Raw genomic sequence first — 24,754 nt, forward strand, 5'->3', positions numbered from 1 at the left:
TGGCCATAGCGCAGTGGTTCTCGTCCGACGTTCACCCGCCAAATGCGACATTTCAGGGTCGCCAGCCGAGCCAGAAAGCTTCGTTTCGCACGTAATACGGTAGTCCACATACCAGAAAGCAGGGTTTGAGTAAAATTGGCCTGGCCATAGCTCTGGACTTATCCTTTTCGCTTTGTGCCAGCGGTGGATGGTCCTAGGCTTGCACCACATAAAAAAGGGACAACAGGAATGTCAATCAAACCTCCTCTCTCGGATCTTCCGATCAAAACGGCGGATTCCGGGTTCTATCGAGGCTTCAGCGTCAATGTGACGGTGGTCAGCAAGATCATCATCAGCGTGCTTGTGGTCTGGTGTATCGTATGGCCGACGCAGGCCGGGAACGTTCTGGGCAACTGGAACTCCGCCATTCTCGCAAGTTTTGCGGCGTGGTACATTTGGGTCGTAGCGGCTTTCGTCATTGTGTGCATCGGACTTGCGCTCTGGCCGGCAGGGGGCAGATTGAATCTTGGAGCCGACGGTGAAAAGCCGGAGTTCTCCAACTTTTCATGGTTCTCGATGATGTTTGGCGCCGGTATTGGTGTCGGCATGCTGACATGGGCGGTGGCTGAACCGGTTGCACACTTCAAGAACAACCCGGCAGTGATCCAAGGCGTAACTACCGCACTGGACGCCAACAACGTGCGCGAAGCCTATGTCTGGTCGTTCCTGCATTGGGGCCTTGGCGCATGGGCATGCTATGCTATTGCCGGTTTGTCTCTGGCCTTCTTCAGTTATCGCCGTGGATTGCCGTTGACGATCCGATCCTCCTTGACGCCGCTTTTTGGCAAAGCGCTCTCAGGTACCCTGGGGCATGTCATCGACATCGTTGCTGTGGTCGCGACCATTCTCGGCGTGGCACAGACCCTGGGCTTTGGTGTTGAACAGTTTGTGGCGGGCCTGACCCGCATTGGTATCGGCGGTTTGGCCAATGAAGATGGCACGGCGACATCCATGGGCATTGTTATCGCGCTTCTGGTCATCATGGGTGCCTCGACGCTGTCAGCACTTTCGGGCGTTGGAAAGGGCATCAAATGGCTGTCGAACATCAATATGGTGCTGTCGATTGTCCTCTTGGGCTTCTTTATCATTTTCGGTGCGACTTTCTTTGGCGCAACCGCGTTCTTTGTCGGCATCTGGGATTATCTGATTTCGCTGCCCTACCTGAGCTTCAATGTCTACAGCTCTGATGGTGTCGATGGATCGCAGTCCTTCCTGCTGACGCAGTGGCAGGGGTGGTGGCCCGTGTTTTACTGGGCATGGTGGATCGCTTTTGCACCCTTCGTAGGCCTTTTCCTCGCGCGGATCTCGCGGGGGCGGACCATTCGCGAATTTGTGCTGGGTGCCATGATCGTACCGTCGCTGATGTGCTTTGTCTGGTTCTCTTGGGCCGGCGGCACCGCGATTGATCTAGAGCTCAATGGTGATGCAGGTGGCGTGATCCTGGATGCGGCAAACGGCGACAAGATCTTTGCCATGACGGAATTCATGCTTGCACCGATTGCAGATGCGCTGGCATGGGGCATGGCGGTGTTGATTGTGGTTCTGTTGATGACGTTCCTTGTAACATCTGCTGACTCTGCCGTTCTGATCGTGAACACGATCAATGCGGCGGGCGATGAAGGTCCCAAGGCACGTCCGCACATCATGTTCTGGGGTGCGGCCCTTGCCCTTGTTGTGGGCGGCTTGCTGATCTCAGGCGGCACCGGTGCCATCCAGACAGCTATGGTGATCGGCGCCCTGCCGTTCTCTGTTGTGATGGCGCTGATGTGCGTCGCACTTGTAAAGGCGATCTGGAATGACGGGCGCCGAGAGGCTGCCGGGGTTCAATCAGTAACCGTTGATCCTGTGGTAGCGCCCGCCGAATGACGGCAGGTCAGGCCCTGTAATAAATGAGCCTTCGGCGCTTGCGCGCCGGAGGCTTTTTCGCAAGTGTCGCCACATGACACTTGATACAAACTGGGTGCGCTCCCAATTCCCCGCTTTTTCGGAACCATCCCTGCAGGGGCTTTCCTTCTTTGAGAACGCCGGGGGATCATACGCCTGTCAGCCCGTGATCCACCGGCTGACCCGCTTTTACACCGAGCGCAAGATGCAGCCCTACGGCTCCAGTCCGCCAAGCGAATTGGGCGGACAGGAGATGGACGAGGCGCGCGCGCGCATGTCTGCCATTCTGGGAGTTGAGCCAGATGAACTGAGCTTTGGCCCCTCAACCACGCAGAACACCTATGTGCTGGCTCAGGCGTTTGGTCAGATGATGCAGCCGGGCGAGGCGATCATCGTCACCAACCAGGATCACGAAGCGAACACCGGACCTTGGCGGCGATTGGTGGATCACGGGATAGAAATCCGCGAATGGCAAATCGATCCGGACACCGGTCACCTGGATCCCCAAGGTCTGGAACATTTGCTTGATGAAAACGTCCGCCTTGTATGCTTTCCGCATTGTTCAAATGTCGTGGGCGAAGTGAATCCGGTCGCGGAAATCACCGCCCTGGCGCATGCCGCGGGTGCGTTTGTCTGCGTCGATGGTGTCTCCTACGCGCCGCATGGCTTTGTGGACGTAGGTGCGCTGGGACCCGACATTTATCTCTTTTCCGCCTACAAGACCTACGGGCCACATCAGGGTTTAATGGTGATGCGCCGCACCTTGGGCGAACTGCTGCCCAATCAGGGGCATCACTTTAACGGCGGGACGCTCCACAAGCGCTTTACACCTGCCGGGCCGGATCATGCACAGATCGCTGCCTGTGCTGGAATGGCGGATTATATCGACGCGTTTTATGCCCATCACGTGGGCGGCGATGCGGGACCGGCGGCGCGGGCGGACGCGGTTCACGGGTTGATGCGCGCGCATGAAACCAGGCTGTTGCAGCCGCTCCTGGACGCAATGAAAGATCGCAATTCAGTCAGGTTGCTGGGCCCCGATACCGCGACCGACCGCGCGCCAACGGTTGCCCTTGCGCTGAACACACCCGGCGAAAAAGCGGCAGAAGACCTGGTCGCGCATGGCATCATCGCCGGCGGCGGAGACTTTTACGCGGGCCGTGCCTTGGATGGGATGGGCGTGGAAGAAAGCCGGGGGGTGCTGCGCCTTAGCTTTACGCATTACACAACTGCTGACGAGATCGATAAGTTGCTGAATGCCTTGGATGATGTCCTGTAGCGCAGACGAACTGTTTTGAAGTCAATGCCTTGATTGCACCTGTAACGGACTAGATTACGGCGCAACGAAGCAGGATTTGAAATGTGAGCGACACCTCCCCGATCATTCTATGGTTCCGCCGCGATCTGCGGCTCAGCGACCATGCAGCGCTCACGGCTGCCTGTTCAACGGCCAGACCCGTGATCCCGGTATTCATCCACGACGGTCTGGTCGAGGAATTAGGCGCGGCACCCAAGTGGCGTCTGGGATTGGGGTTGGCACATTTTGCCGATAGCCTTCGCGAAAAGGGCAGCCGCCTGATCCTGCGTGCCGGTCCAAAAGCGCTCACCGAACTGCAGGAGCTGGTCAAGCAGACCGGGGCATCTGCTGTTTACTGGACACGCGCGTATGATCCCGCCAGCAAGGCGCGCGATACCGCGATCAAGGATGCATTACGGTTGGACGGGATCGACGCGCGGTCCTTTGGCGGCCATCTGATGTTCGAGCCGTGGACGGTAGAAACCAAGACAGGCGGATACTACAAAGTCTATACGCCCTTTTGGAACGCGGTGAAGGGCAGGGGCGTCGATACCCCGCATGCCGCGCCGGGCAAGATACCAGCACCTGATGACTGGCCCGCGTCGGACACCTTGGATGACTGGCAGATGGGTGCGGCGATGAACCGTGGCTCTGAGGTGGTACGCGATTACGTCCAGTTGGGCGAGGACGCCGCACAAGCCCGGCTGGCGCATTTTTGCGATGAAATTATCGCGAATTACAAATCCCTGCGCGATATTCCGGCAGCGGACGGCACATCGAACCTTTCCGAAAACCTAACCTATGGTGAAATCAGTCCACACCAATGCTGGCATGCCGGCGTGCGTGCAATGGAAGAGGGCAAGGCCGGGGCAGAACATTTTCTCAAAGAACTCGTCTGGCGTGAGTTTGCCTATCACCTGATGCACCACACCCCCCATATCCTGGACACCTCCTGGCGCAAGGAGTGGGAAGCATTCCCCTGGAAGAAAGACCAGCGCGACGCCGACATCTGGGCATGGAAAAAAGGTCGGACAGGGATACACTTTGTCGACGCCGCCATGCGCGAACTTTACGTGACCGGCACGATGCACAACCGCTCGCGCATGATCGTGGCCAGCTACCTGACCAAACACATGATGACGGATTGGCGGGTTGGTCAGAAGTGGTTCGAGGACTGCCTGATCGACTGGGATCCGGCCAGCAACGCAATGGGCTGGCAATGGACGGCAGGCTCGGGCCCAGATGCGTCGCCTTACTTCCGGGTTTTCAACCCAGCGACGCAACTGGACAAATTTGATGCAGATGGGGCCTACGTGAACCGATGGCTGGCCGAGGGCTGCGAGAATCCGGGCAGGGATGCACTGGCCTTCTTTGACGCGATGCCGCGCCATTGGCGTCTGGCGCCGGACGATCCATACCCCGACCCGATCGTTGCGCTTGATGAGGGACGCAAGCGCGCCCTTGCGGCCTATGGTGACCGCGACTTTTAGTTATTGTTTCTCCGGCCTTAAGCGGTAAAGTTGTCGCGGCCATCAAAAATCCCAGGGGAGTGGGCATATGTTGACCGATACGCAGGGACAAGAGAACCTGCCACGATACTTTGCCCGCGTCTTTGCGATGGCAAGCGACATGAACCGGGGAAGAATTGAGTTTGTTCTCCCCGATGGGCGCCGTTTCCGTGCCGAAGGACGCAATCCGGGACCGGTTGCAGAACTGCACATCCATAACGATGATCTGTTCGCGCGTTTGATCCGTGAGGGGGATCTGGGATTTTGCGATGCCTATCTGGACGAATGGTGGTCCACGCCTGATCTACAGGCCTTCATGGATCTGGTACATGCCGGAAACGAAGACCTATATGACGGTTTTCCCGGTCAAGGACTGGTGCGCGCGTTCGAACGGTTCCGCTTTTGGCTCCAGCGCAATCACAAGGCGCAGGCAAAAAAGAACATCAGCTATCACTATGATCTGGGTAATGAATTTTACGGCCTATGGCTGGATGAAACCATGACGTATTCTTCGGCTCTCTTTCCGGAAGACGCGCAGCTGTCGCTCGAGGCCGCACAGATCGAAAAGTATAAAAGCATGGTCGATCAAATGGGCGTGGAGCCCGGCGATCATGTGCTTGAGATCGGGTGTGGCTGGGGCGGATTTGCGGAATATGCTGCAAAAGAGCGCGGGCTGCGAGTGACGGGGCTGACCATCAGCGAAGAGCAGTTCAAATACGCGAAAGAGCGCATTGATAAGGCAGGGCTTTCGGACAAGGTCGATTTCAAGCTGCAGGACTACCGTGATGAGCGTGGCACCTATGACGGGATCGCCAGCATCGAGATGTTCGAGGCGGTCGGCGAAAAGTATTGGCCGGTTTATTTCGACACCCTGCGTGAGCGGCTGAAACCGGGCAAGGCGGCCACACTGCAGATCATCACCGTCGATCATCGCCGTTGGGATGTTTACAAGCGCGGTGTGGACTTCATCCAAAAGTACATCTTTCCCGGCGGCATGCTGCCCAGTCCGGTCGTATTGCGCCAGCAGGTTGAAAAGGCGGGCCTGATTGTCGACAAATCCGTGGATTTCGGAAAATCTTACGACATCACGCTGCGCCGCTGGCATGAGACATTCAATGCCAAATGGGATCAGATCACCCAGATGGGCTTTGATGAGCGGTTCCGCCGTATGTGGAATTTTTACCTCACTTCCTGTGCGGCGACATTTGACAGTGGAAATTGTGACGTCACGCAGATTACGGTAAGGCGACCTGCCTGAGCACGCAGGTACGGGCAAAAAGGACAAACAAATGCCTACCGCTGCGCGATTGATGGCTGCCGTATGTCTGGCGGCTCTTGCTTTTTTGTTGTCGGGCGTGGTCATGCCATTGATGCCTGAAAGCACTGATTTCGGATATTTTGTACCTGTTAACATTGTCCTCGGGCTATTGGCTGGATGGTTCGTGATGGGCAAGCGGGCCGGACGGGGCACAACGGCGGCAATCAACAACGGGCTGACGGGGGTCTTCGTGCTGGTTCTTTGGGCGCTATTTGTCCAATCCTGCAACGAGATGACCCGCCTTGCCATGCGCAACCGCTATGACGACGCGTTTGAAGCCATTGTCGCGATATTCGAAATTGGCGCGGAATGGGCCTGGACGATTGCAACGTTCGATTTCATGGTCATCGCCATCATCGGTGCTGTGCTCAGCGGTCTTGCCACGGAATTTGCTGAGAACCGCTGGCGGTGAAATGACCCATCTGTTCTTTTACGGGACGTTGCAGCACATTCCCTTGCTTGAGATCGTGCTGGGGCGCAACGCTCATGAAATTGATTTCGCGCCCGCAACGCTGCCCGGCCACCGTGTCTATGCAGTTCACGAAGGCCCATTTCCAACCATTCTGATTAAGAATGGCGCCAGTGCAAAAGGTTTGCTGGTGCGTGGGCTGACGGCAGAAGATATCGGACGGCTCAACTTTTACGAGGGCAGTTTTGACTATGATCTGACGCCGGTCACTCTTACTGACGGTCAGTCAGCCCATGTCTACTTATCTGCGCCCGACAGGTGGACGGCGACAGATCCCTGGTCCCTTGCAGGCTGGATTGACGCACATGGCGCGATGACATTGCACGCCGCCCGCGAGGTGATGGGCTATTATGGCGTCAAGACGCAGGCTGAGGTTGCCCCACTTTTTCCGCGCATTCGCGCACGGGCAGCCGCGAAGGTACGGGCGGCCCAGACCCGGCATGGCGCAAGAACCTTGCAAGGCAAGGTCGAGATCGACACGTTGACGCGGGCCTATGCCGGGTTTTTCGCGCTTGACGAGATGACACTGCGCCATGCGCAATTTGATGGCACGATGTCGCGTGGGCAGGACCGCGCCGTATTTGTGGTGTCTGACGCGGCGATCCTGCTGCCATACGACCCGGACCGCGACAGGGTGTTGCTGGTCGAACAAATCCGAATGGGCCCTGTCTTGCGAGGAGATCGAAGGTGTTGGCAGTTGGAAGCAATCGCTGGCATGGTCGACGCGGGCGAGGAACCTGCCGACACCGCACGCCGCGAAGCGCAGGAAGAAGCAGGATTAACGTTAAAGAGCCTCGAACCCGTAGCAGAGGTTTACGCCTCTCCCGGCAACTCAACCGAATTTTACTATATATACGTTGGCCTTGCCGATCTTCCAGACGGCACTGAAGGCACTGGCGGTCTCGATAGCGAAGGCGAAGATATCCGCAGCCATCTGATGTCCTTTGACGATCTGATGGACTATGTGGATAACTTTCACGCGGCCAACACGCCATTGGTGTTGTCGGCCTATTGGCTGGCCCGGCATCGTGAACGCTTGAGGTCGGGCTAAGCCGCCGCTACACCAGAGGCAACGTTACTGCGGGGGATGACATGCACGTTGCGAAAGATATGGCTGATGCCATTGGGAATACACCGCTGATCCGCCTGAAAAAAGCCAGCGAAGAAACCGGCTGCGACATATTCGGCAAGGCCGAGTTCATGAATCCCGGCCAGTCGGTCAAAGATCGCGCTGCACTTTTTATCATCCGCGACGCAATCGCCACAGGGGCGCTCAAACCCGGTGGGACGATCGTAGAAGGAACCGCCGGGAATACCGGGATCGGTCTGGCATTGGTCGGGGCATCGATGGGCTTCAAGACCGTCATCGTCATTCCCGAAACCCAAAGTCAGGAAAAGAAGGACATGCTGCGCCTAGCGGGTGCGCAACTGGTTGAGGTGCCCGCCGCCCCATATCGCAATCAGAACAACTTCATTCGCTACTCCGAACGTCTGGCCAAGGAACTCGCGCGGACAACGAATGAAGGCGTGATCTGGGCCAACCAATTCGACAACGTCGCCAACAGACAGGCGCATATCGAAACAACGGGGCCGGAAATCTGGGAACAGACAAAGGGCAAGGTTGACGGTTTCTGCTGTGCAGTGGGATCGGGCGGGACACTTGCGGGAGTGGCAATGGCGCTGCAGCCCAAGGGTGTCAAAATCGCGTTGGCCGATCCGGATGGCGCGGCCCTGCACAGTTACTACAGCACGGGTGAATTAGCGAGCGAGGGGGGCTCCATCGCTGAAGGGATCGGGCAGGTACGGATCACCAAGAACCTCGAAGGGCTCAAGCCGGATTTCAGCTATAACATTCCCGATAGCGAAGCTTTGCCCGTCGTCTTTGACATGCTTGAGCACGAAGGTCTGTGTCTGGGGGCATCATCGGGCGTAAATGTCGCGGGGGCGATGCGTCTCGCCCGCGATCTGGGGCCAGGCCATACCATCGTGACTATCCTGTGTGATTTCGGGACACGCTATCAATCGAAACTCTTCAACCCTGACTTCCTGCGCGAAAAGGGCTTGCCGGTGCCTGGGTGGCTCGATCGGGCTCCGGCGTCGATCCCCGGGGTTTTTGAGGACGTCTGATGCGGATGGTCCGGCACTTCCTATGGATATTGGCACTGCTTGCCAGCATGTCGGGCCTTGCGGTGGCGCAAGACACCCTGCTCAAGGATATGGAGCGGTGGGATAATCTCGCGAACCGGACCGAGACTGCGGTGGATGCACCCGATGCGAACCGAATTGTTCTTGAAGCAATGCGGGTCGAAATCGTTGAGTTTCGTGAGGAATTCGACAGCGCACGCAATCTGAATGCAGGCCGGATCGCCACCTTGCGCGAACAGATCGCCGCTTTGGGTACGCCGCCCGAAGGCGAGGGGGCACAGCCTGAACCCGTCGAGGTGACGGCAAAACGCGATGAACTGACCAAGACGCTCAACACGCTGTTGGCCCCGGTTCAGCAGGCCGAAGCCGCCTATCTGCGCGCTGACAGTCTTGTCGCGCAGATCGACGACCGCTTGCGAAATGAACAGACCCAGCGCCTGTTATCCTTAAGCCCCTCACCACTGAACCCGGTGAACTGGCCCGTTGCGCTGCACGATATTCGCCAAAGCCTGGCAGCCGTTGCAACAGAAACCAAAGGCGTCAGCATAATGCCCGGCGGACAGGCCCGGGAAAACCTGCCCCTGGTTGTGGTGATGACACTTCTGGGGCTTGTGCTGATCATGCGCGGGCGCACCTGGTCGGCCCAGATCGTCAGGCGATTGCGCACAAATGCGACACGCGGATTCGGTATCTGGCAATTTGTGGCCTCACTGCTCCGTGTCATCCTGCCGGTTGCCGGTATCGCGTTATTGCTTGGTGCAGTTATCCAACTTGCTATCCTCGACAAACGTCTGACGGAACTGGCCTATGTGGTGGCAGGGCTGGCCGCATTGATGCTGTGTTTTCGATGGGTTTCGGAACGGGTGTTCCACCGCGACGAAGACATCGCGCTGATTTCCCTGCCGGACGAGACCCGCCGCCGCGCCCGGTTCTATGTCGCGTTTGTGACCATCGTGGTGGTGCTTAGTGGGTTGGCGCTGGGTCTTCTGCAAACCGGCGAGACCAATCCCGCGACACTGCCCGTCGTCGCCTTCCCGTTCTTTATCGCGATCAGTTTCGCACTTTTTCGGTTGGGGCAGTGCCTGCGCGGCTACCGCGAAGAGATCGAAACACCCGATCCCGATACCGAAAACCGCAGCTCTTCGCTCAGTCGGTTTGTGCGCGGATTGGGGACAGGCGCAATGGTCGTCGCCTGTATCGCGCCGCTGCTGATGGCGGCGGGCTATTTTGAACTCGCCTCCGCCATCCAGCGCCCCTATATTCTCAGTCTTGCGGTGCTGGGTCTCGTGCTGGCGCTGCAGCGCTTTTTGGCAGATATCTATGGCGCTATCACCGGGCAGGGGGCTGCGGCGCGGGATGCCTTGATGCCGGTCCTGCTGGGCATGTTACTGGTGTTGCTATCCCTGCCTGTGCTTGCGCTGATCTGGGGTGCGCGGATCACTGACCTGAGCGAGATCTGGACGTCGTTCAGCAGAGGATTCAGCATCGGCGACAGTCGAATATCGCCCACTGATTTTCTGTATTTCGTCGTCATATTCGCGGTCGGCTACGTGGTCACGCGTATCGTTCAGGGCACGCTGCGCACAAACGTCCTTCCGAAGACGAAGATCGATATCGGCGGGCAGAATGCAATCGTGTCCGGCCTTGGCTACGTCGGTATCTTCATTGCCGCGCTTCTGGCGATCACAGGGGCAGGCATCGACCTGAGTTCCCTGGCAATTGTTGCAGGCGCACTTTCCGTCGGCATCGGCTTTGGGCTTCAGAACATTGTCTCGAACTTTGTCTCTGGCATTATCCTGCTGATCGAGCGCCCGATTTCAGAAGGGGACTGGATCGAGGTCGGCGGGCAAATGGGGTATGTGCGCGATATCTCTGTTCGTTCCACACGCATCGAAACGTTTGACAGAACCGACGTCATCGTTCCCAACGCCGATCTGGTCAGCGGGACCGTCACAAACTACACGCGCGGCAATACGGTAGGGCGGGTCATTGTCGCCGTTGGCGTGGCCTACGGCACGGATACGCGGAAGGTTGAAAAGATCTTGCGCGAAATTGCCGAAGGTCAGCCCATGGTGCTTGCCACTCCTCCGCCAGGGATCCTGTTTGTCAATTTTGGCGCCGATGCCCTTGAGTTTGAGATCCGGGCCTACCTTCGTGACGTGAACTGGATGATGGTGGTCAAGAACGAGATCAACCACGCCATCGCCGCACGATTTGCCGAGGAAGGCATCGAAATACCTTTCGCGCAGCGGGATCTGTGGCTGCGCAATCCCGAAACGCTGCGACAAGATCCCGGATCGGAGGAGACCGAATGACCCGGATGTTATTCCGCGATGACCCTTACCTGCGCGATGCGTCGGCCATTGTTCAGGGCCACACTAACGAAGGGGGTGTTATCCTTGATGGCAGCGTCTTTTATCCAACAGGCGGCGGTCAGCCCGGCGATTCAGGTTGGCTTGACTGGGATGGGCAACGCTTGGTGGTCGCTACAGCGGTTAAAGGCACGGCTGATCAGATCGTGCTTGTTCCGGCCGAACCACGGTCTTTGCCGCCGATTGGTGCGCATGTGACGCAATCGCTCGATTGGGACCGCCGCCATCGCCATATGCGCCTGCACACGGCGCTGCACCTTTTGTCTGTTGTGATACCTTTTGGTGTGACTGGCGGGCAAATCTCAGCAACCCACGCGCGGCTCGACTTTGACATGCCTGAAGCGCCTGAGGACAAGCCGGCATTGGAAGCAGCACTGAATGACTACGTCGCGATGGATGCACGCGTGAGCGATGGCTGGATCACTGCCGCAGAACTGGAGGCCGCGCCGCAACTGGTCAAGACCATGGCGGTTCAGCCGCCCAAAGGTGTGGGCGACGTGCGATTGGTCCGCATCGGCGAGGAGGACGACTGGATCGATCTGCAGCCCTGCGGTGGCACTCATGTCGCGCGAACGGGTGAAATCGGTCAGGTGCGCCTAGGCAAGATCGAGAAAAAAGGGCGCCAGAACAGGCGCGTCTACGTGCATCTGGACGGCTGAAACAGCGGTACGATTTGCTCTTGCAAACGGCGCGCCGCGCGCGGTAAACCCGCGCTCACGGAGAGGTGGCCGAGTGGTCGAAGGCGCACGCCTGGAAAGTGTGTAGGCGGGAGACCGTCTCCAGGGTTCGAATCCCTGTCTCTCCGCCACCCACCCGTTGAGTGCTGTCGTTATCGCCGCCGTGCGGCATACCGCAGGCCCCCAACCAGACCGCGTGCCAGATACCCTGCCATTTTGTCATAAAAGACCTCGATCCCTTCGTAGGCCGTCGCACCATGAACCTGCTCGTACGCCATTCGATTGTCGCGAAAGGCGTCGAGACGCGCAGCAGTGAACGCAGTCCAATCGGTCGTCATATCGGTCATTTTCACAAGGTCAAAGCCTGCGGACTCAAGGGTGTCGCGATAGGTGTGCAAGTCGACCAGTGAGTTTGGAAAGAGATGCCGGTTAAAATCCGCCTGCTCTTCACCCGGCGGCGGCGTTATCTGATAGAGATCTTCGACGAAAAGGATGCCGCCGGATTTGACCGCATCCGCGAGCTTTGCCAGATAGTCTGCGCGCTTTGGAATATGAAAGAGCGCCAGCCAGCTGACCGCATAATCATAACTGTCAGGGGCAATCTCATGCTCGAGAAAGTCGGCATTCACATGGGTGACACGATCTGCCAGAGCCGCTCGCGCGGTCAGGTCCTGACCCACTGCATGATAATCCGCCTGCAACTCAACGGCTGTGATCTGCGCGCCGGTTCTATGCGCAAGATATCGCGCGCACCCACCCCAGCCTGAACCAACCTCCAGTACCTGATCGCCCTCGACCATGCCGATCGCATCGATGGCCACATCAAGCGCATCGGTCCCGTGGTAGTGCAGTTGATCGTATTGGCTCAAAACATCAACCGGAACAGGCGCACCGTCGGGGTAACCGAGACTTTGCAAATCTGCATAGATGCGCTGCGCGCGCGGGTAGAGCTGCATGCTTTTGATCGCGTCAGTCACGGCGGCTCTCCCTTCAATCCCCCAACTCCATTATGGCCCCATAGCAGGCGATCAGGCCAAGGAAATCTGCTTCAGAGGGCCGAATGCATCGCCGTTAGCAGCGCGTGATGCAACGATCCTGCGCTGGCGCGCGGTCCCAGAATCCGGACAAACGCATCCGGCTCTCCGCACACGACAAAGCATCCAAGATGATGGATTGAGGTGCGCGTTGCATCCCCTGGCTCCATCCGCCGGTGGTCAATATTGCACAGAAGCTCCATCACCATCTGAATGCCCGCTCCAGACAGATCAAAGCACACCCAGGCATCAGATTGCTCGGTGACTGATGCGCTGGACTTCAGCACGTCCTTGCAGGTCTGCGCCAGAGTTTCATGCGCTTGGTAGTCCGCACCGATCATCCATTGATCCGGGCCCATCCAAACTGCGGATAACGGATCAGACAACAGTGCCTTGCCGGGGGCAGGCGGGGCAGCGCCCAGTAACCTTGTCAGGTTTTCGGCGCAGGTTTCTTCTTGGCCGAGGCGCGCAGCGACGCTGGACAGCGCAAGGTCGCTGTTTTCCGCAAGCGTCACGCCGCCGTGCCTGTCAACTCGCGCCTCTGCGCCGCCAAGCGCTGTTATTGCTGTCAGATCATGCACGCAACCGCTCCCCCTTTGGATCGACAAAGTGGGCTGAGACCACTTCTACCGAAATGGTCAGATCGGTAAGGGGCGACACCAGCCGCAGCGTTTCGCCCAACCGCTCATCCCCTTGTTTCAACAGGGCCAGACCGATCATGCTGTTCATTGCAGGCGAGAACGCAGCCGACGTCACGTAGCCTTGATCATGCGCGGCATCCACGGGGCCATCCGCCCGCATCAAATGCCCTCCCGCCGTTATCTTGGTTTCCGGGTCGAGGGGTTTGAGACCGACCAGCTTGAGCGCGTCCGCCTCATTTAGGCCAGGGCGTCGTGACAAGGCCGCACCGATAGTGTCCTTGGCCGTGCTGACCATACGCCCCAGACCAAGGTTGAGTGCCGTTGTGGTGCCGTTCAGTTCGTTACCTGCGGCGTGGCCTTTTTCGATACGCATCACCCCCAAAGCCTCGGTTCCGTAGGGCGTTACACCGAATTCTTCACCTTGTTGCATCAGCTTGCGCATCAGCGAGTCGCCATAGCGTGAGGGCACCGCGATCTCAAAGGCCAGTTCACCCGAAAAGGAGATGCGGAAAAGCCGCGCGCGCAGGCCGCCGCAGACCGTGATGTTCGCGCAGGCCATGAAAGGAAACGCGTCGTTTGAGATGTCGTGGTCGGCATCGACAATCTTTTCCAGCAATTTCCGTGAGTTCGGCCCGGCAACGGCGTATTGTGCCCAAGCCTCGGTTGTGGAAATCAGCTGCACATCGGCATCCGGCATCAGACACTGGCGGACAAACTCCATGTGCTGATATACCTTGCCGGCGTTGGCTGTCGTGGTGGTGACCACAAAATGATCTTCCTCTAGGCGGGCGGCGGTACCGTCGTCCATGACAATTCCGTCTTCGCGCAGCATCAGACCATACCGGGTCTTGCCAACAGGCAGCTTCGCCATGCCGTTGGCATAGACAAAGTTGAGAAACCGTGCAGCATCAGTGCCTTGCACGTCAATCTTGCCAAGGGTCGTACAATCGCACACCCCCACCGACGCGCGGGTCTGTCGCACCTCACGGTCCACGCTTTGCCGCCAGTGCGTCTCGCCGGGGCGTGGAAACCATTGCGCACGGAGCCAGTTGCCAACCTCGACAAAGACTGCGCCCTGTTCCTTTGCCCAGTTGTGCGACGGCGTCAGTCGGGTGGGGTGAAACTCGGTCCCCCGCATCCGCCCGCCAAAGGTGCCAATAGGTACGGGCGTGTAGGGCGGACGAAAGATCGTGGTCCCTGTTTCGGGGATCGATTTTCCCGCAAGCTCGGCCATGATGGCAAGACCGCCCATGTTCGACGTCTTGCCCTGATCGGTCGCCATGCCCAGCGTGGTATAGCGTTTGAGATGCTCGACGCTGCGAAAGCCTTCCTGATGGCTGAGTTTCACGTCCTTGACGGTGACGTCGTTCTGCTGATCGAGCCAGCCGCGTGTGGTGCCTTTGACATACCAGAATGGGGTCATGTTTACGGGCATGTCTTCGGCGTCTGCCACCTTTGGCGCGCGGCCCTTGAGACCAAGCGCCTTGCGTGCGGCCTCTTTTCCCGTAACCAACGCCTGATGGGTCGACAACGCCCCCGTTGCAGCCCCCGCAACGCGCATTCCCATCGGCAGGATACCGCCCGGCACAAAGGCAGCAATGTCGTCTTGCCATGCCGGCCGTCCGCGTTGGTGACAGGTCAGATGAACGTTCGGATTCCATCCGCCAGACACCCCCAAAGCACCGCATTCCAATGTGCGTTCTGATCCATCCGCCAGCTTGACCTCGGCAAAGGTCAGGCCAAGACGGCCTTTGGTATCAATCACTTGAGCGCCGCGCAGCACTTGATAATCGGTGCTGAGGGCGGCGTCGGGGCGGGTGTCGACAACGGCGGCAATCTGGACGCCGCAGGCTTGCAGATCCCGCGCGGTGCGGTGCCCGTCGTCATTGTTGGTAAAGATCGCAATCCGCTTGGCGGGTGTGGCCGCAAAACGGTTGGCGTAGGTGCGCAGAGCGCTGGCCAGCATCACACCGGGACGGTCATTGTTGTCAAAGGCGATGGGTCGCTCGGTGGCACCGGCACACAGGATTGTTTGCCGGGTGGTGATCCGCCACAGGATCTGGCGCGGTTTGTCTGCATCGGGCATGTGCAGATGGTCGCTGATACGTTCCACAGCACCATAGATGCCGTGATCAAAGGCGCCGATGATCGTGGTGCGGGGCATCAGCCGCACGTTGGGCAGGGATGAGAGTTCGGCCACCGCAGACGCGGCCCAGTCCGCGCCGCTTTGCCCAGAAATTTCAAAGGTTTCCGCATTCAGGCGGCCGCCCATTCTGAAGTCTTCATCAGCCAAAATGACATCCGCGCCCGCGCGACCGGCGGTGAGCGCGGCCATCAGTCCCGCGGGGCCCGCACCGATGATCAGCAGGTCGCAATGGCGGAAACCCTTGTCATAGACATCAGGGTCTTCGCGGCCTGACAGTGCGCCCAGACCTGCCGCTCTGCGGATAATGGGCTCGTACAGCTTTTCCCAGAACGCTTTGGGCCACATGAATGTTTTGTAGTAGAACCCGGCGGTCAGGAAGTTTGAGAACCGGTCGTTGATCGCCATGGCATCAAAGGCAAGGCTGGGCCAACGGTTCTGGGAATGGGCGACAAGACCGTCATAGAGCTCTGCCGTGGTGGCGCGGGTGTTGGGCTCGCGCCTGGCGCCGCCGCGTAGCTCTACAATCGCGTTTGGTTCTTCTGAACCTGCGGTCAGCGGCCCACGCGGGCGGTGGTACTTGAACGACCGGCCCATAAGCCGCACATTGTTGGCCAAAAGGGCAGAGGCCAGGGTATCCCCTTCAAATCCCTGATAGAATTTTCCGTCGAACATGAACTTGAGCGGCCGATCTCGGTTGATCTGGCCGCCTTGCAAACGGTTGATCTGGGTCATTTTCGCCGCTCCAGTGCAACGTCGCGGGCAAGCGCGACATCGGTGATTTCATGCGTCGTTGTATCGCGGGTGACGACCAGCCAGGAGCGGTCGCCGCCCTCGTGGAACCACAATTCGCGATGCGGCCCCGCGGGGTTGTCACGCAGGTAGGCGTAGGCGTGCCAGTCGTCCGGTGTGGCCGTCTGTGGGTCAGGCCGATCAAGGAGCGTGGCAGCGCCCAGATAGACAAATTCAGAGGCGTCGCGGGGACCCAGAAGGGGGTGGTGGATGATCACGGAAAGACCCTCAAAATCAACGTCGGTATAACGTCGGTATCGTGTCGGTATTGCGTCGGTTTCAATGCAGATTGGGCTGATTGCCCACTCCCTTTTCGTCAATCATGTGTCCGGTGCGAAAACGGTCGAACCGATAAGCGGTGGCAACGTGATGCGGGGTGTCGGTGGCCAGCAGATGGGCGAAGGTATAGCCCGAGGCCGGCGTGGCCTTGAAGCCGCCGTAGCACCAGCCGCCGTTGAAGTAGAGCCCGTCGATATGAGTGCGGTCGATGATCGGCGAGCCGTCCATCGACATGTCCATGATCCCGCCCCACATGCGCAAAAGCCGGGCCCGCCCGATCATGGGCATGATCGCCATGCCCCCTTCGCAGACGTCTTCGACGACTGGCAGGTTCCCCCGTTGGGCGTAGGAGTTGTACCCGTCGATATCGCCGCCAAAGACCAGGCCACCCTTGTCCGACTGGCTGACGTAGAAGTGTCCCGCCCCGAAAGTGATGACGCCTGGTAGGATCGGTTTGAGCCCTTCGGAGACAAAGGCCTGCAGAACGTGAGATTCGATCGGCAAGCGCATATCGGCATGGGCCATCAGTCGACCGGAGGAACCGGCAACCGCGCAGCCTACCTTGGTGGCCCCGATAAATCCGCGCGAGGTTTCGACGCCGGTGCAGGTGCCGTCCTGAATGCGAAAACCCGTCACCTCGCAGTTCTGGATGATATCGACGCCGCGACTGTCGGCTGCACGTGCAAATCCCCAGGCGACCGCATCATGGCGCACGGTGCCGCCGCGTCGCTGGGCAAGGCCGCCCTTGATAGGAAAACGCGCGTCACGGAAGTTGAGATAGGGGTATTCACGGCGCACGGCGGCCTCATCCAGCAATTCGGCGTCCGCACCGTTGAGGATCATTGCGTTGCCGCGCCGGGTAAAGGCGTCGCGTTGCGCGTCTGAGTGGATCAGGTTGATGATCCCGCGCTGACTGACCATGGCGTTGTAGTTCAGATCCTGCTCCAGCCCCTCCCATAGCTTGAGGGAAAACTCGTAGAAGGGTTCATTACCGTCCAGCAGATAGTTGGAGCGGATGATGGTCGTGTTGCGGCCCACGTTGCCACCACCGATCCAGCCTTTTTCGAGCACAGCCACGGATTTTTGCTGATAGACCGACGCCAGATAATGCGCCGTTGCCAGACCGTGTCCGCCGCCACCAATCACGATGATGTCGTAGTGCGCCTTGGGCTCGGGCTCGCGCCAGGCCGGACCCCACCCGCGATGGCCTGTCAGTGCTTCCTTGATGATCCTGAATCCGGAGTACCGCATGATGATCCGCCTTTTGTCACCCGCATCCTGTCGCATCCCGGTGGGCTGGTCCCACCCGAATCCGACATCGGATCAGCAGCTTCGGACCTTTTTTGGCGTCGACCTGAGCGGATATGTGTTGGATAGTAGATTGCCGGAGGTTTCTGGTGCTGCAACGTGAAGGAATTGGCGAAATGACACCTCGCACGGCGGTCATCGGCGCACAGATCTTTGATGGAAGAAAGCTGCATGACGGGGCAGCCCTGATTGTTGCGCCCGATGGCACAGCTGACGTGGTTAAGGCCGCGGATGTGCCCACCGATCTGCATGTAGTCATCTTGAAGGGTGGCTTTATCTGCCCGGGATTTGTTGATCTGCAGGTCAATGGTGGTGGGGGCGTGATGTTCAATGATGCGCCCCGCGTTGACACGCTGGCGCGGATGGCAGAGGCGCATCAGACCCTTGGCACGCACGCGATGTTGCCGACATTGATTACCGACACCCCTACGCAGACGCGCGCGGCAATTGATGCTGTGATTCAGGCGATGGCACAGGGCGTTCCGGGGATTGTCGGGCTGCACCTTGAAGGACCTCATCTGGCGGTCGCTAAGAAGGGCGCACACGATGGTGCGCTGATCCGACCCATGGACGAGGCGGACCTCGCGATGCTGCTAGCGGCGTCAGAACATCTTGAAAATCTTGTGGTCACGCTTGCCCCCGAAGCGGTGAGCGTGCAGCAGATCAGTGCGTTGGCCAAGGCGGGCGTGATCGTTTCCATCGGTCACAGCAACGCGGGCTATGATGTTGCCATGCGCGCCTTTGATGCGGGTGCGACCATGGCCACCCATTTGTTCAATGCGATGAGCCAGATCACCGCGCGTGATCCCGGTGTCGCCGGTGCAGCGTTGCGCCATGGCAATGTGTCGGTCGGGCTTATTGCTGATGGCCTTCATGTGCATCCTGCGGTGATGCGGATGGCCTTGAGTGCCAAAGACGCCGGGGTTTTTGCCGTGACCGACGCCATGGCGCCGGCGGGTACTGGGATGTCCACGTTCCCCTTGGGTGGCAGGACCGTCACGCGGTCAGAGGGGCGGTTGACCTTGGATGACGGCACACTGGCAGGTGCTGATGTGGATTTTCCACGCGCCATCAACGTGTTGCTGCGGGATGTTGAGGTCCGCACGGCGCACGCGCTGGCGATGACCACGTCGACGCCCGCGTCGATCCTGCGTGGAGCGGATCGGTTGGGTCGGTTTCAAGGCAGGGTCGCGGGGCTGATCCATTTTGATCCCGAGGGTGGTACTGCACGGGATTTGACCGATCTGAACTGAGGGCTTCTCCGGCCTTTGCGCTCAATTCGCTTTATTTTGACGCGAGCCCTTAAGTCGGACTTAAGGCGGGTCAGACATTTTCTGGCGCATGAGACGCAGGTGCCCGAAACGTTTTGCCTTCCCCGTCACGGCGGCGGCCCTTTGAATGGTTGGCACTGCGGCACCACCGGCAAAGCGGGTCGTGATTGTAGACGATTCACAAACCATGCGCCTGTGGCTGGCGCATGTTCTCAATCAGGATCCACGGCTTGAGGTTGTCGGGCAGGCCGCCAACGCGGCAGAGGCCAGACGGACCATCAGGGACCTTAGGCCGGACGTGATCACACTTGATATCGAAATGCCGGGCATGGATGGTCTGACCTTTCTGGAGCGGCTCATGGTGCGCGATCCTTTGCCGGTGGTCATGGTCGCGGGGCAGACCCGCCAAGGGTCGGCGACGGCCATTCGCGCGCTTTCACTCGGCGCGGTCGATTGCGTGATGAAGCCGGGCAATGCGCTTGATCTCAAGGCGCAACGCAGTTTGGTACGACAGGTCTATGCTGCTGCTTGCAGCCAGGTGCGCCCCCTGCAAGGAACCCATCAGACCGTTACTGCGCAATTCCCGGCGGCGCAGGTTGGCCCGCAACCGCTCGTGCTGATCGGGGCGTCGACAGGCGGCGTGACGGCGCTTGAGCGTATTCTGCGTGATCTCCATCCTGCCGGGCCACCCGTCGCAATTGTGCAGCACATGCCGGGCCCGTTTCTGAGCAGTTTTGCACACATGCTCAATCGCAATCTGCCGCAGATGGTCGGCCTGATGCGCGATGACGCGCCGATGGAGGCGGGGCAGATCTTGCTCGCACCCGAGCTGGGTCGTGATGCGACGGTTTCACGCCTGTCCGGACGGTGGGTGGGGCATTTGACGACATCCGCGCAGACGGCGGCCCATTGCCCGTCGATTGACGCCTTGTTCACATCCGCTATGCCGTATGCCGCAGATGTGATCGGGGTGATCCTGACGGGGCTTGGTCGGGACGGGGCGCGGGCCTTGCAACATTTGCGGGCGGGTGGGGCGCATACGATTGGACAGGATGCGGGAACCTCGGTGGTCTACGGCATGCCACGCGCGGCCTTTGAACTGGATGCGGTCACCGAACAACTTCCGCTGGACCGGATCGGACCAGCGATCAACGCGGCCGTGGCTGATTATCTGGGCGGTCGCGGGAAGATGAGGGGGTGAACACGGAGCGTGCGGCGCGATGAACGGTTGATTTAGGAGGTTTCTATTCTGCGAAAAAAACGACAATAGCATTAGTATCAATGGAGTATGCCGTTAACCTAATGTCGATCAAGCCTGTGAGAGGTCAGCTTGGATCTGCGCTTGTGGTATCGAAAAGATACGCGATGCCGGTTTGTGCCGGTAGATGCGGGGCTGGGGTGTCTGAACTCAGCAACAATCTGCGGGTCGATTCTAACTTGAGCTCTGCACTCCAAGCCTTTGACAGGTCAGTGGGAATTGGATCGGTGTTCGACAGGGCGCCGATCTGTCGCGAAAGCCGGGCGAGGTCTTGCAGTGACTGGTGAAGGTGATCCAATGCCTGCAATTCCGCGACCAAATCAGAGTGCAGGTGGCTCATTTCGGTCAATCGTCTTCCCGCGACCAGGTCCAGGCGACGCACATCAGCACCCATCGCATCAAGTCGTGCCGCGAGGTCAGTCATCAAACCGGGAACCGTTTGTGCGGGTTGTCCCGGGTCGGTCACAGCCGACCCACGACCGCTTCAATGCAAATCTTGAGTTGTGTGACCTCAAAGGGTTTCTTGATGAAGTTGTTCATCCCCAGTTTCTTGCCATGATCGATGATTTTCTGCTCGGCTTGGCTTGTGATCAGGATAAAACCAACGCCCTTTGTTTTTTCGCCAGAGCGCAGGTGCTGCAACAGGTGCAATCCGTCCATCTCCGGCATGTTGTAATCCGAGATCACCAGATGCACCGGCTTTTTTGCCAGTAGCGCCAGCGCGGCCTTTCCGTTTTCGGCGCTTGAGACATTCCGGATACCAAAACTGTCCAGCGCCTGCGTCAGCAGGCCCCGGCTGGTGGACATATCATCGACCACCATGATCTGAAGTTGGTCACGCAGGGACAAGGGTTGGTCTCCTTATTGTTGATGTCGCATAGAAATCACGACATGAGGGGCCGATACGCCGTTGCCCCGGCGATATCAAAGCCAACGCGGGCAGGGTCGGTGATCCGCTCCGAATGGCCAAGAAACAACAACCCACCGGGACGCAATGCATCGCGAAATCGCGGCCAAAGCCGGGCTTGGGTCATCAGATCGAAATAGATCACAACATTTCGACAGAATATGATGTCGAACGCGTTGCGCATGGGCCAATCGCCTAGAATATTAAGTTCATTGTAGCGGATCAGTCGCATGACATCGGGGCGGGCCTGAAACGCGAGGTCGCCTTTGGCCGACCTGCGCGGGGTAAAATGCCGCTGCCTCACATCCTGGGGCAGCCCTTCGATCATTTTTTCGCTGTAGGTTCCCGCCCGGGCAAAGCGGATCACCTGGCGGTCGATATCTGTGCCAAGTATCCGCAGATCGAATTCACCGATGCACGGAAAACGCTCCAGCAGAAAGAGGGCTGCGGACAGGCTTTCCTGTCCATTTGAGCAACCGGCTGACCAGATCCGCACCCGATCGCCTGCCTGCAGCGCAGAAAGGCGTGATTGCACTACCTCGCACATCATCTCGAAGTGGTGCTTTTCACGGTAAAAATGGGACACGTTCGTTGTGAGGGCACAGATCAATTCGCGCCGCTCTGGCTGGCCCTCCTCAGAGGTTAAGAATGCGGTGTACTGCGCGAAATCACCGATCCCAAGCGCGCGCAGGCGATGCCGCAACCGCGACTGGATCATGATCGCCTTTTCCTCAACCAGTGTCAGACCGCTTTCGCGATAGGCAAGTGCCGCAATGGTCCGGAAACTTTCGCCGTCGAGCGTTTGGGTCGGATCAGTCTGGCGCATCATGCGGCGGGTCTTTCCATATCGTCGAGCGTCGCCGTCAGATCCAGAACGCGGACCATCTTGTCCTCGATGACCGCCAACGCGGTCACCATTGATTTGCTGCTTTTTGACATTGTGGGCGGGGGGCGCAGATCGTCCGTTGCAAGTGTCACGATGTCAGAGACGGCATCGACAAGAAGGCCTGTAAGGCGATCTTCAAGCGCGACCACAATAATCACGCTGCGGTCATTGTGCGCACTTGGGGGCAGGCCAAGTCTTTCACCCAAATCAATCACCGGCAGCACGGTGCCGCGCAGGTTGATCACACCTTTCATGCAGGCCGGTGATTGCGGCAATGGCGTTGCGTGGGTTGATCCGCGTATTTCGCGGACCGATGTGATTTCGAGGGCGTATTTCTGGTCTGCGAGCTTGAACGTGAGCAGTTCAATTGGTTCGGCTTCGGTGTCACGGGTCATGCGGGCTCTCCTTGTGGGGCAGGGGCCGTGTGCGGCACCCGTGGCGTGTCAAATGCCCCGCTGACAAAATCGGACGGATCGAGGATAAGGGCGATGTGGCCATCCCCAAGGATGGTTGCCGCAGCGATCCCCGGCGCGCGGAAAAAACGGTCGTCGAGGCCCTTGATGACCACCTGACGCTGATCAACGATGTCGTCTATGAGCAGCGCCGCGCTGGTGCCGTCCGCAAGGGCAACAAGCAGCACGATGCCACCCTCGAAGGTTTCGATCAGAGGGCGATAACCAAGGTGATGGCCCAGATCAATAAGTGGGAAAAACCCATCCCGTGCACGAACGACATGACACCCCGGGCGCAACAATGACACGTCTGGCGCGGTCAGTGTCAGGGTTTCAATCACCAGACTGATCGGTAAGACCAGGGTTTCATCGGCGACACTAATGACCATTCCGTCCAGCACGGCGAGGGTGAGAGGGAGCGAGATCGAGAACGTTGTGCCGCGCCCAGGTGCCGATTGGATTGAGACGCGCCCGCCGAGGGCCTGAATTTCCGTGCGCACCACATCCATCCCGACCCCCCGACCCGACAGGTCGGAGACGGCGGGCGCGGTGGAGAAGCCCGGCAAGAACAACAGAGCGTCGATGTCGCTGTCTGACAGGACCGCATCGGCAGCGATCACTTGTTTTTCGATGGCTCTTTGCCTGACGCGGGGGCGATCGATGCCCGCGCCGTCGTCGCCGACCTCAATATGCACCCGCCCGGACCGATGTGCCGCACTGAGCGTGATTGTGCCCTGCGCCGGCTTTCCGGCCGCGCACCGTGTCGCCGGGTCTTCCAGACCATGATCGATGGCATTACGAATTAGATGGGTCAGGGGGTCGGCAAGCCGTTCAATGACGGTCTTGTCCACCTCGCAGCACTCGCCCAACATGCGCAAGCGCACGTCCTTGCCGAGCGCGCCCGAGGCCTCTCGGACGATGCGGGACATGCGTTGGAACAAGGCCTTAACCGGTTGAGCACGGATCATCATGACACTGTCCTGAATGTCGCGGGTCAGCCTTTGAAACTCCTCAACTCCGTGCATTGCGTCGGAATGTGGTGACAATCCGGACTGATCCAGACTTTGGCTGAGCATGGCCTGATTGATCACCAGTTCACCGACCAGATTGACCAAACGTTCCACTCGGTCCAGCTCGACACGCACAACGGGTTTTTGGACGGGTGGAGTGGGCCTGCCCGGTTTGACCTGACGGCCGGTTGTCGGCCGCGATGGGGCCGCGGTGTCATTTCGGTATTGCGGCGGCTCTGATTGATGGGCTGGGGTGGGATCGGCACTGGAGACGCTCTCCAGCTCGATGTTCAGGTGGCACAACCCTTCGACGAATTCGAAAACTGATTGCACTTCTGCCAGATCGGCCTGGGTCTCAAGTGTGATGTCCCAGCGCAGATGGGGTATGTCAGGCACCAGTTTCTCGAAGGGCGGGAGGTCGGATAAATCGCATGAGGTCGAAGCATGGCCCAATGCGTGCAAATGGCGCAACAGCACGGCAGGTTCGTTGCCGGTCTCGAACAGCTCTGCGAAGGGTTGGAAGGTTATTCGGAAATGTCGGATTTTGGATGTGGTGTCCGGCACATGTGCCTGGTCTTTCGGCGGGTCAGAAGGATCAAGGTTTAGCGTGATCTTTTCGGGCTCAAAGTCGATGTCACTTTGGTGGGTTGTCTTGGGGGCGGGATCGCCGATCAGCTGATCGATTGCGTCACAGATGGCCAGGGTATCGGTTTCGGGCAATGGTGCGTCATCGCGTGAAAGTTCCACGATATCAGCCAGATGGTCTGTGGCGCTGAGCAATGTTCTGAGCACATCTGCGCTTGGGGCAAGGGTACCTGCGCGCAGTGCGTCCAGTACTGTTTCAAACCGATGGGAGAACCGTACCAAACCGTCAAGGCCAAACGCACCCGCGCCGCCCTTGATGGAATGGACCGCACGGAAGATCACATTGATCGTCTCAGAATCTTCCTCACCGTTTTGCATCGCCATCAGACCGTCCTGCAGAACATCCAAAAGCTCCTCGCACTCATGGAAAAAGGAGGCTTTGATCTCTGCCATGGGGTCGTGGGGCGCGGGCATGGAAG

21 protein-coding genes and 1 tRNA gene are annotated in these 24,754 nt (G+C 58.9%); 12 read left to right on the plus strand and 10 right to left on the minus strand.

Annotated features, from left to right (window positions below; translation table 11 throughout):
• Positions 1-228: 228 nt before the first annotated feature.
• The 10 genes from H9Q16_RS04625 to H9Q16_RS04670 all read left to right on the plus strand — a co-directional run bounded on the left by H9Q16_RS04625 (position 229) and on the right by H9Q16_RS04670 (position 11,840).
• A complete protein-coding gene (locus H9Q16_RS04625) occupies positions 229-1,905 on the plus strand; it encodes a BCCT family transporter (RefSeq protein WP_191074175.1) in 1,677 nt (558 codons plus the stop codon).
• A 73-nt stretch (positions 1,906-1,978) separates the two neighbouring features.
• Entirely contained in the window at positions 1,979-3,202 is a 1,224-nt protein-coding gene (locus H9Q16_RS04630; RefSeq protein WP_191074176.1) for an aminotransferase class V-fold PLP-dependent enzyme, read from the plus strand.
• Positions 3,203-3,285: 83 nt separating this feature from the next.
• Positions 3,286-4,710 carry an FAD-binding domain-containing protein gene (locus tag H9Q16_RS04635; RefSeq protein WP_191074177.1) on the plus strand — a complete coding sequence of 475 codons (1,425 nt, stop codon included), beginning with the start codon at positions 3,286-3,288 and terminating at the stop codon, positions 4,708-4,710.
• A 67-nt stretch (positions 4,711-4,777) separates the two neighbouring features.
• Positions 4,778-5,986 (plus strand): SAM-dependent methyltransferase, encoded by a 1,209-nt coding sequence (locus tag H9Q16_RS04640; protein WP_191074178.1) that lies wholly within the window; start codon positions 4,778-4,780, stop codon positions 5,984-5,986.
• A 31-nt stretch (positions 5,987-6,017) separates the two neighbouring features.
• A complete protein-coding gene (locus H9Q16_RS04645; RefSeq protein ID WP_191074179.1) occupies positions 6,018-6,458 on the plus strand; it encodes a TrgA family protein in 441 nt (146 codons plus the stop codon).
• 1 nt (position 6,459) lies between these two features.
• Positions 6,460-7,566 (plus strand): NUDIX domain-containing protein, encoded by a 1,107-nt coding sequence (locus H9Q16_RS04650; protein WP_191074180.1) that lies wholly within the window; start codon positions 6,460-6,462, stop codon positions 7,564-7,566.
• A gap of 41 nt (positions 7,567-7,607) precedes the next feature.
• The gene (locus H9Q16_RS04655; RefSeq protein ID WP_191074181.1) at positions 7,608-8,642 is read left to right on the plus strand and encodes a cysteine synthase A; all 1,035 of its coding nucleotides are present in this window, start codon (positions 7,608-7,610) and stop codon (positions 8,640-8,642) included.
• Entirely contained in the window at positions 8,642-10,975 is a 2,334-nt protein-coding gene (locus H9Q16_RS04660; protein WP_191074182.1) for a DUF3772 domain-containing protein, read from the plus strand. The genes H9Q16_RS04655 and H9Q16_RS04660 overlap by 1 nt, the downstream gene beginning before the upstream one ends.
• Positions 10,972-11,691 carry an alanyl-tRNA editing protein gene (locus H9Q16_RS04665; RefSeq protein ID WP_191074183.1) on the plus strand — a complete coding sequence of 240 codons (720 nt, stop codon included), beginning with the start codon at positions 10,972-10,974 and terminating at the stop codon, positions 11,689-11,691. The genes H9Q16_RS04660 and H9Q16_RS04665 overlap by 4 nt, the downstream gene beginning before the upstream one ends.
• 59 nt (positions 11,692-11,750) lie before the next feature.
• Positions 11,751-11,840 (plus strand) — tRNA-Ser (locus H9Q16_RS04670).
• A 21-nt stretch (positions 11,841-11,861) separates the two neighbouring features.
• Here the strand turns inward: H9Q16_RS04670 and H9Q16_RS04675 are convergent.
• From H9Q16_RS04675 to H9Q16_RS04695, 5 genes are all read right to left on the minus strand, one after another.
• Complete coding sequence (locus tag H9Q16_RS04675; protein WP_191074184.1) at positions 11,862-12,686, minus strand: class I SAM-dependent methyltransferase; 825 nt, start codon at positions 12,684-12,686, stop codon at positions 11,862-11,864.
• A gap of 71 nt (positions 12,687-12,757) precedes the next feature.
• The gene (locus H9Q16_RS04680) at positions 12,758-13,324 is read right to left on the minus strand and encodes a sarcosine oxidase subunit gamma (protein ID WP_191074185.1); all 567 of its coding nucleotides are present in this window, start codon (positions 13,322-13,324) and stop codon (positions 12,758-12,760) included.
• Positions 13,317-16,262 carry a sarcosine oxidase subunit alpha family protein gene (locus H9Q16_RS04685; RefSeq protein WP_191074186.1) on the minus strand — a complete coding sequence of 982 codons (2,946 nt, stop codon included), beginning with the start codon at positions 16,260-16,262 and terminating at the stop codon, positions 13,317-13,319. The genes H9Q16_RS04680 and H9Q16_RS04685 overlap by 8 nt, the downstream gene beginning before the upstream one ends.
• On the minus strand, positions 16,259-16,537 hold the full coding sequence (locus H9Q16_RS04690; RefSeq protein WP_191074187.1) for a sarcosine oxidase subunit delta: 279 nt from the start codon (positions 16,535-16,537) through the stop codon (positions 16,259-16,261). Before H9Q16_RS04690 ends, H9Q16_RS04685 begins: the two co-directional genes overlap by 4 nt.
• A 61-nt stretch (positions 16,538-16,598) precedes the next feature.
• Positions 16,599-17,849, minus strand: coding sequence for a sarcosine oxidase subunit beta family protein (locus H9Q16_RS04695; protein WP_191074188.1), 1,251 nt, complete (start codon positions 17,847-17,849; stop codon positions 16,599-16,601).
• Between the two features lie 173 nt (positions 17,850-18,022).
• On the opposite strand from H9Q16_RS04695, the gene nagA reads away from it, so the two are divergent.
• Together nagA and cheB are read left to right on the plus strand one after the other, a co-directional pair.
• Positions 18,023-19,159 carry an N-acetylglucosamine-6-phosphate deacetylase gene (nagA, locus tag H9Q16_RS04700; protein ID WP_191074189.1) on the plus strand — a complete coding sequence of 379 codons (1,137 nt, stop codon included), beginning with the start codon at positions 18,023-18,025 and terminating at the stop codon, positions 19,157-19,159.
• A 145-nt stretch (positions 19,160-19,304) separates the two neighbouring features.
• Complete coding sequence (cheB, locus tag H9Q16_RS04705; RefSeq protein WP_191074190.1) at positions 19,305-20,378, plus strand: chemotaxis-specific protein-glutamate methyltransferase CheB; 1,074 nt, start codon at positions 19,305-19,307, stop codon at positions 20,376-20,378.
• A gap of 124 nt (positions 20,379-20,502) precedes the next feature.
• Here cheB and H9Q16_RS04710 read toward each other — a convergent pair whose 3' ends face one another.
• The 5 genes from H9Q16_RS04710 to H9Q16_RS04730 are packed head-to-tail and all read right to left on the minus strand — an operon-like array spanning position 20,503 to position 24,749.
• Complete coding sequence (locus tag H9Q16_RS04710; protein WP_191074191.1) at positions 20,503-20,859, minus strand: hypothetical protein; 357 nt, start codon at positions 20,857-20,859, stop codon at positions 20,503-20,505.
• 38 nt (positions 20,860-20,897) lie between these two features.
• Entirely contained in the window at positions 20,898-21,284 is a 387-nt protein-coding gene (locus H9Q16_RS04715; protein ID WP_191074192.1) for a response regulator, read from the minus strand.
• Positions 21,285-21,319: 35 nt separating this feature from the next.
• The gene (locus H9Q16_RS04720) at positions 21,320-22,171 is read right to left on the minus strand and encodes a CheR family methyltransferase (RefSeq protein ID WP_191074193.1); all 852 of its coding nucleotides are present in this window, start codon (positions 22,169-22,171) and stop codon (positions 21,320-21,322) included.
• The gene (locus tag H9Q16_RS04725) at positions 22,168-22,623 is read right to left on the minus strand and encodes a chemotaxis protein CheW (protein WP_191074194.1); all 456 of its coding nucleotides are present in this window, start codon (positions 22,621-22,623) and stop codon (positions 22,168-22,170) included. Before H9Q16_RS04725 ends, H9Q16_RS04720 begins: the two co-directional genes overlap by 4 nt.
• On the minus strand, positions 22,620-24,749 hold the full coding sequence (locus H9Q16_RS04730; RefSeq protein ID WP_191074195.1) for a chemotaxis protein CheA: 2,130 nt from the start codon (positions 24,747-24,749) through the stop codon (positions 22,620-22,622). Before H9Q16_RS04730 ends, H9Q16_RS04725 begins: the two co-directional genes overlap by 4 nt.
• Between the last annotated feature and the right edge of the window lie 5 nt (positions 24,750-24,754).

Origin of the sequence: Sulfitobacter aestuariivivens (assembly GCF_014763045.1) — a bacterium.
Taxonomy (GTDB): Bacteria; Pseudomonadota; Alphaproteobacteria; order Rhodobacterales; family Rhodobacteraceae; genus Sulfitobacter; species Sulfitobacter aestuariivivens.

Excerpts from the sequence above, each read along its gene's own strand:
- H9Q16_RS04625 (WP_191074175.1), top strand. The coding sequence starts at position 229 with ATGTCAATCAAACCTCCTCTCTCGGATCTTCCGATCAAAACGGCGGAT.
- H9Q16_RS04630 (WP_191074176.1), top strand. The coding sequence starts at position 1,979 with ATGACACTTGATACAAACTGGGTGCGCTCCCAATTCCCCGCTTTTTCG.
- H9Q16_RS04640 (WP_191074178.1), top strand. The coding sequence starts at position 4,778 with ATGTTGACCGATACGCAGGGACAAGAGAACCTGCCACGATACTTTGCC.
- H9Q16_RS04645 (WP_191074179.1), top strand. The coding sequence starts at position 6,018 with ATGCCTACCGCTGCGCGATTGATGGCTGCCGTATGTCTGGCGGCTCTT.
- H9Q16_RS04650 (WP_191074180.1), top strand. The coding sequence starts at position 6,460 with ATGACCCATCTGTTCTTTTACGGGACGTTGCAGCACATTCCCTTGCTT.
- H9Q16_RS04655 (WP_191074181.1), top strand. The coding sequence starts at position 7,608 with ATGCACGTTGCGAAAGATATGGCTGATGCCATTGGGAATACACCGCTG.
- H9Q16_RS04660 (WP_191074182.1), top strand. The coding sequence starts at position 8,642 with ATGCGGATGGTCCGGCACTTCCTATGGATATTGGCACTGCTTGCCAGC.
- H9Q16_RS04665 (WP_191074183.1), top strand. The coding sequence starts at position 10,972 with ATGACCCGGATGTTATTCCGCGATGACCCTTACCTGCGCGATGCGTCG.
- H9Q16_RS04685 (WP_191074186.1), bottom strand. The coding sequence starts at position 16,262 with ATGACCCAGATCAACCGTTTGCAAGGCGGCCAGATCAACCGAGATCGG.
- H9Q16_RS04695 (WP_191074188.1), bottom strand. The coding sequence starts at position 17,849 with ATGCGGTACTCCGGATTCAGGATCATCAAGGAAGCACTGACAGGCCAT.
- nagA (WP_191074189.1), top strand. The coding sequence starts at position 18,023 with ATGACACCTCGCACGGCGGTCATCGGCGCACAGATCTTTGATGGAAGA.
- cheB (WP_191074190.1), top strand. The coding sequence starts at position 19,305 with ATGGTTGGCACTGCGGCACCACCGGCAAAGCGGGTCGTGATTGTAGAC.
- H9Q16_RS04710 (WP_191074191.1), bottom strand. The coding sequence starts at position 20,859 with ATGACTGACCTCGCGGCACGACTTGATGCGATGGGTGCTGATGTGCGT.
- H9Q16_RS04720 (WP_191074193.1), bottom strand. The coding sequence starts at position 22,171 with ATGATGCGCCAGACTGATCCGACCCAAACGCTCGACGGCGAAAGTTTC.
- H9Q16_RS04725 (WP_191074194.1), bottom strand. The coding sequence starts at position 22,623 with ATGACCCGTGACACCGAAGCCGAACCAATTGAACTGCTCACGTTCAAG.
- H9Q16_RS04730 (WP_191074195.1), bottom strand. The coding sequence starts at position 24,749 with ATGCCCGCGCCCCACGACCCCATGGCAGAGATCAAAGCCTCCTTTTTC.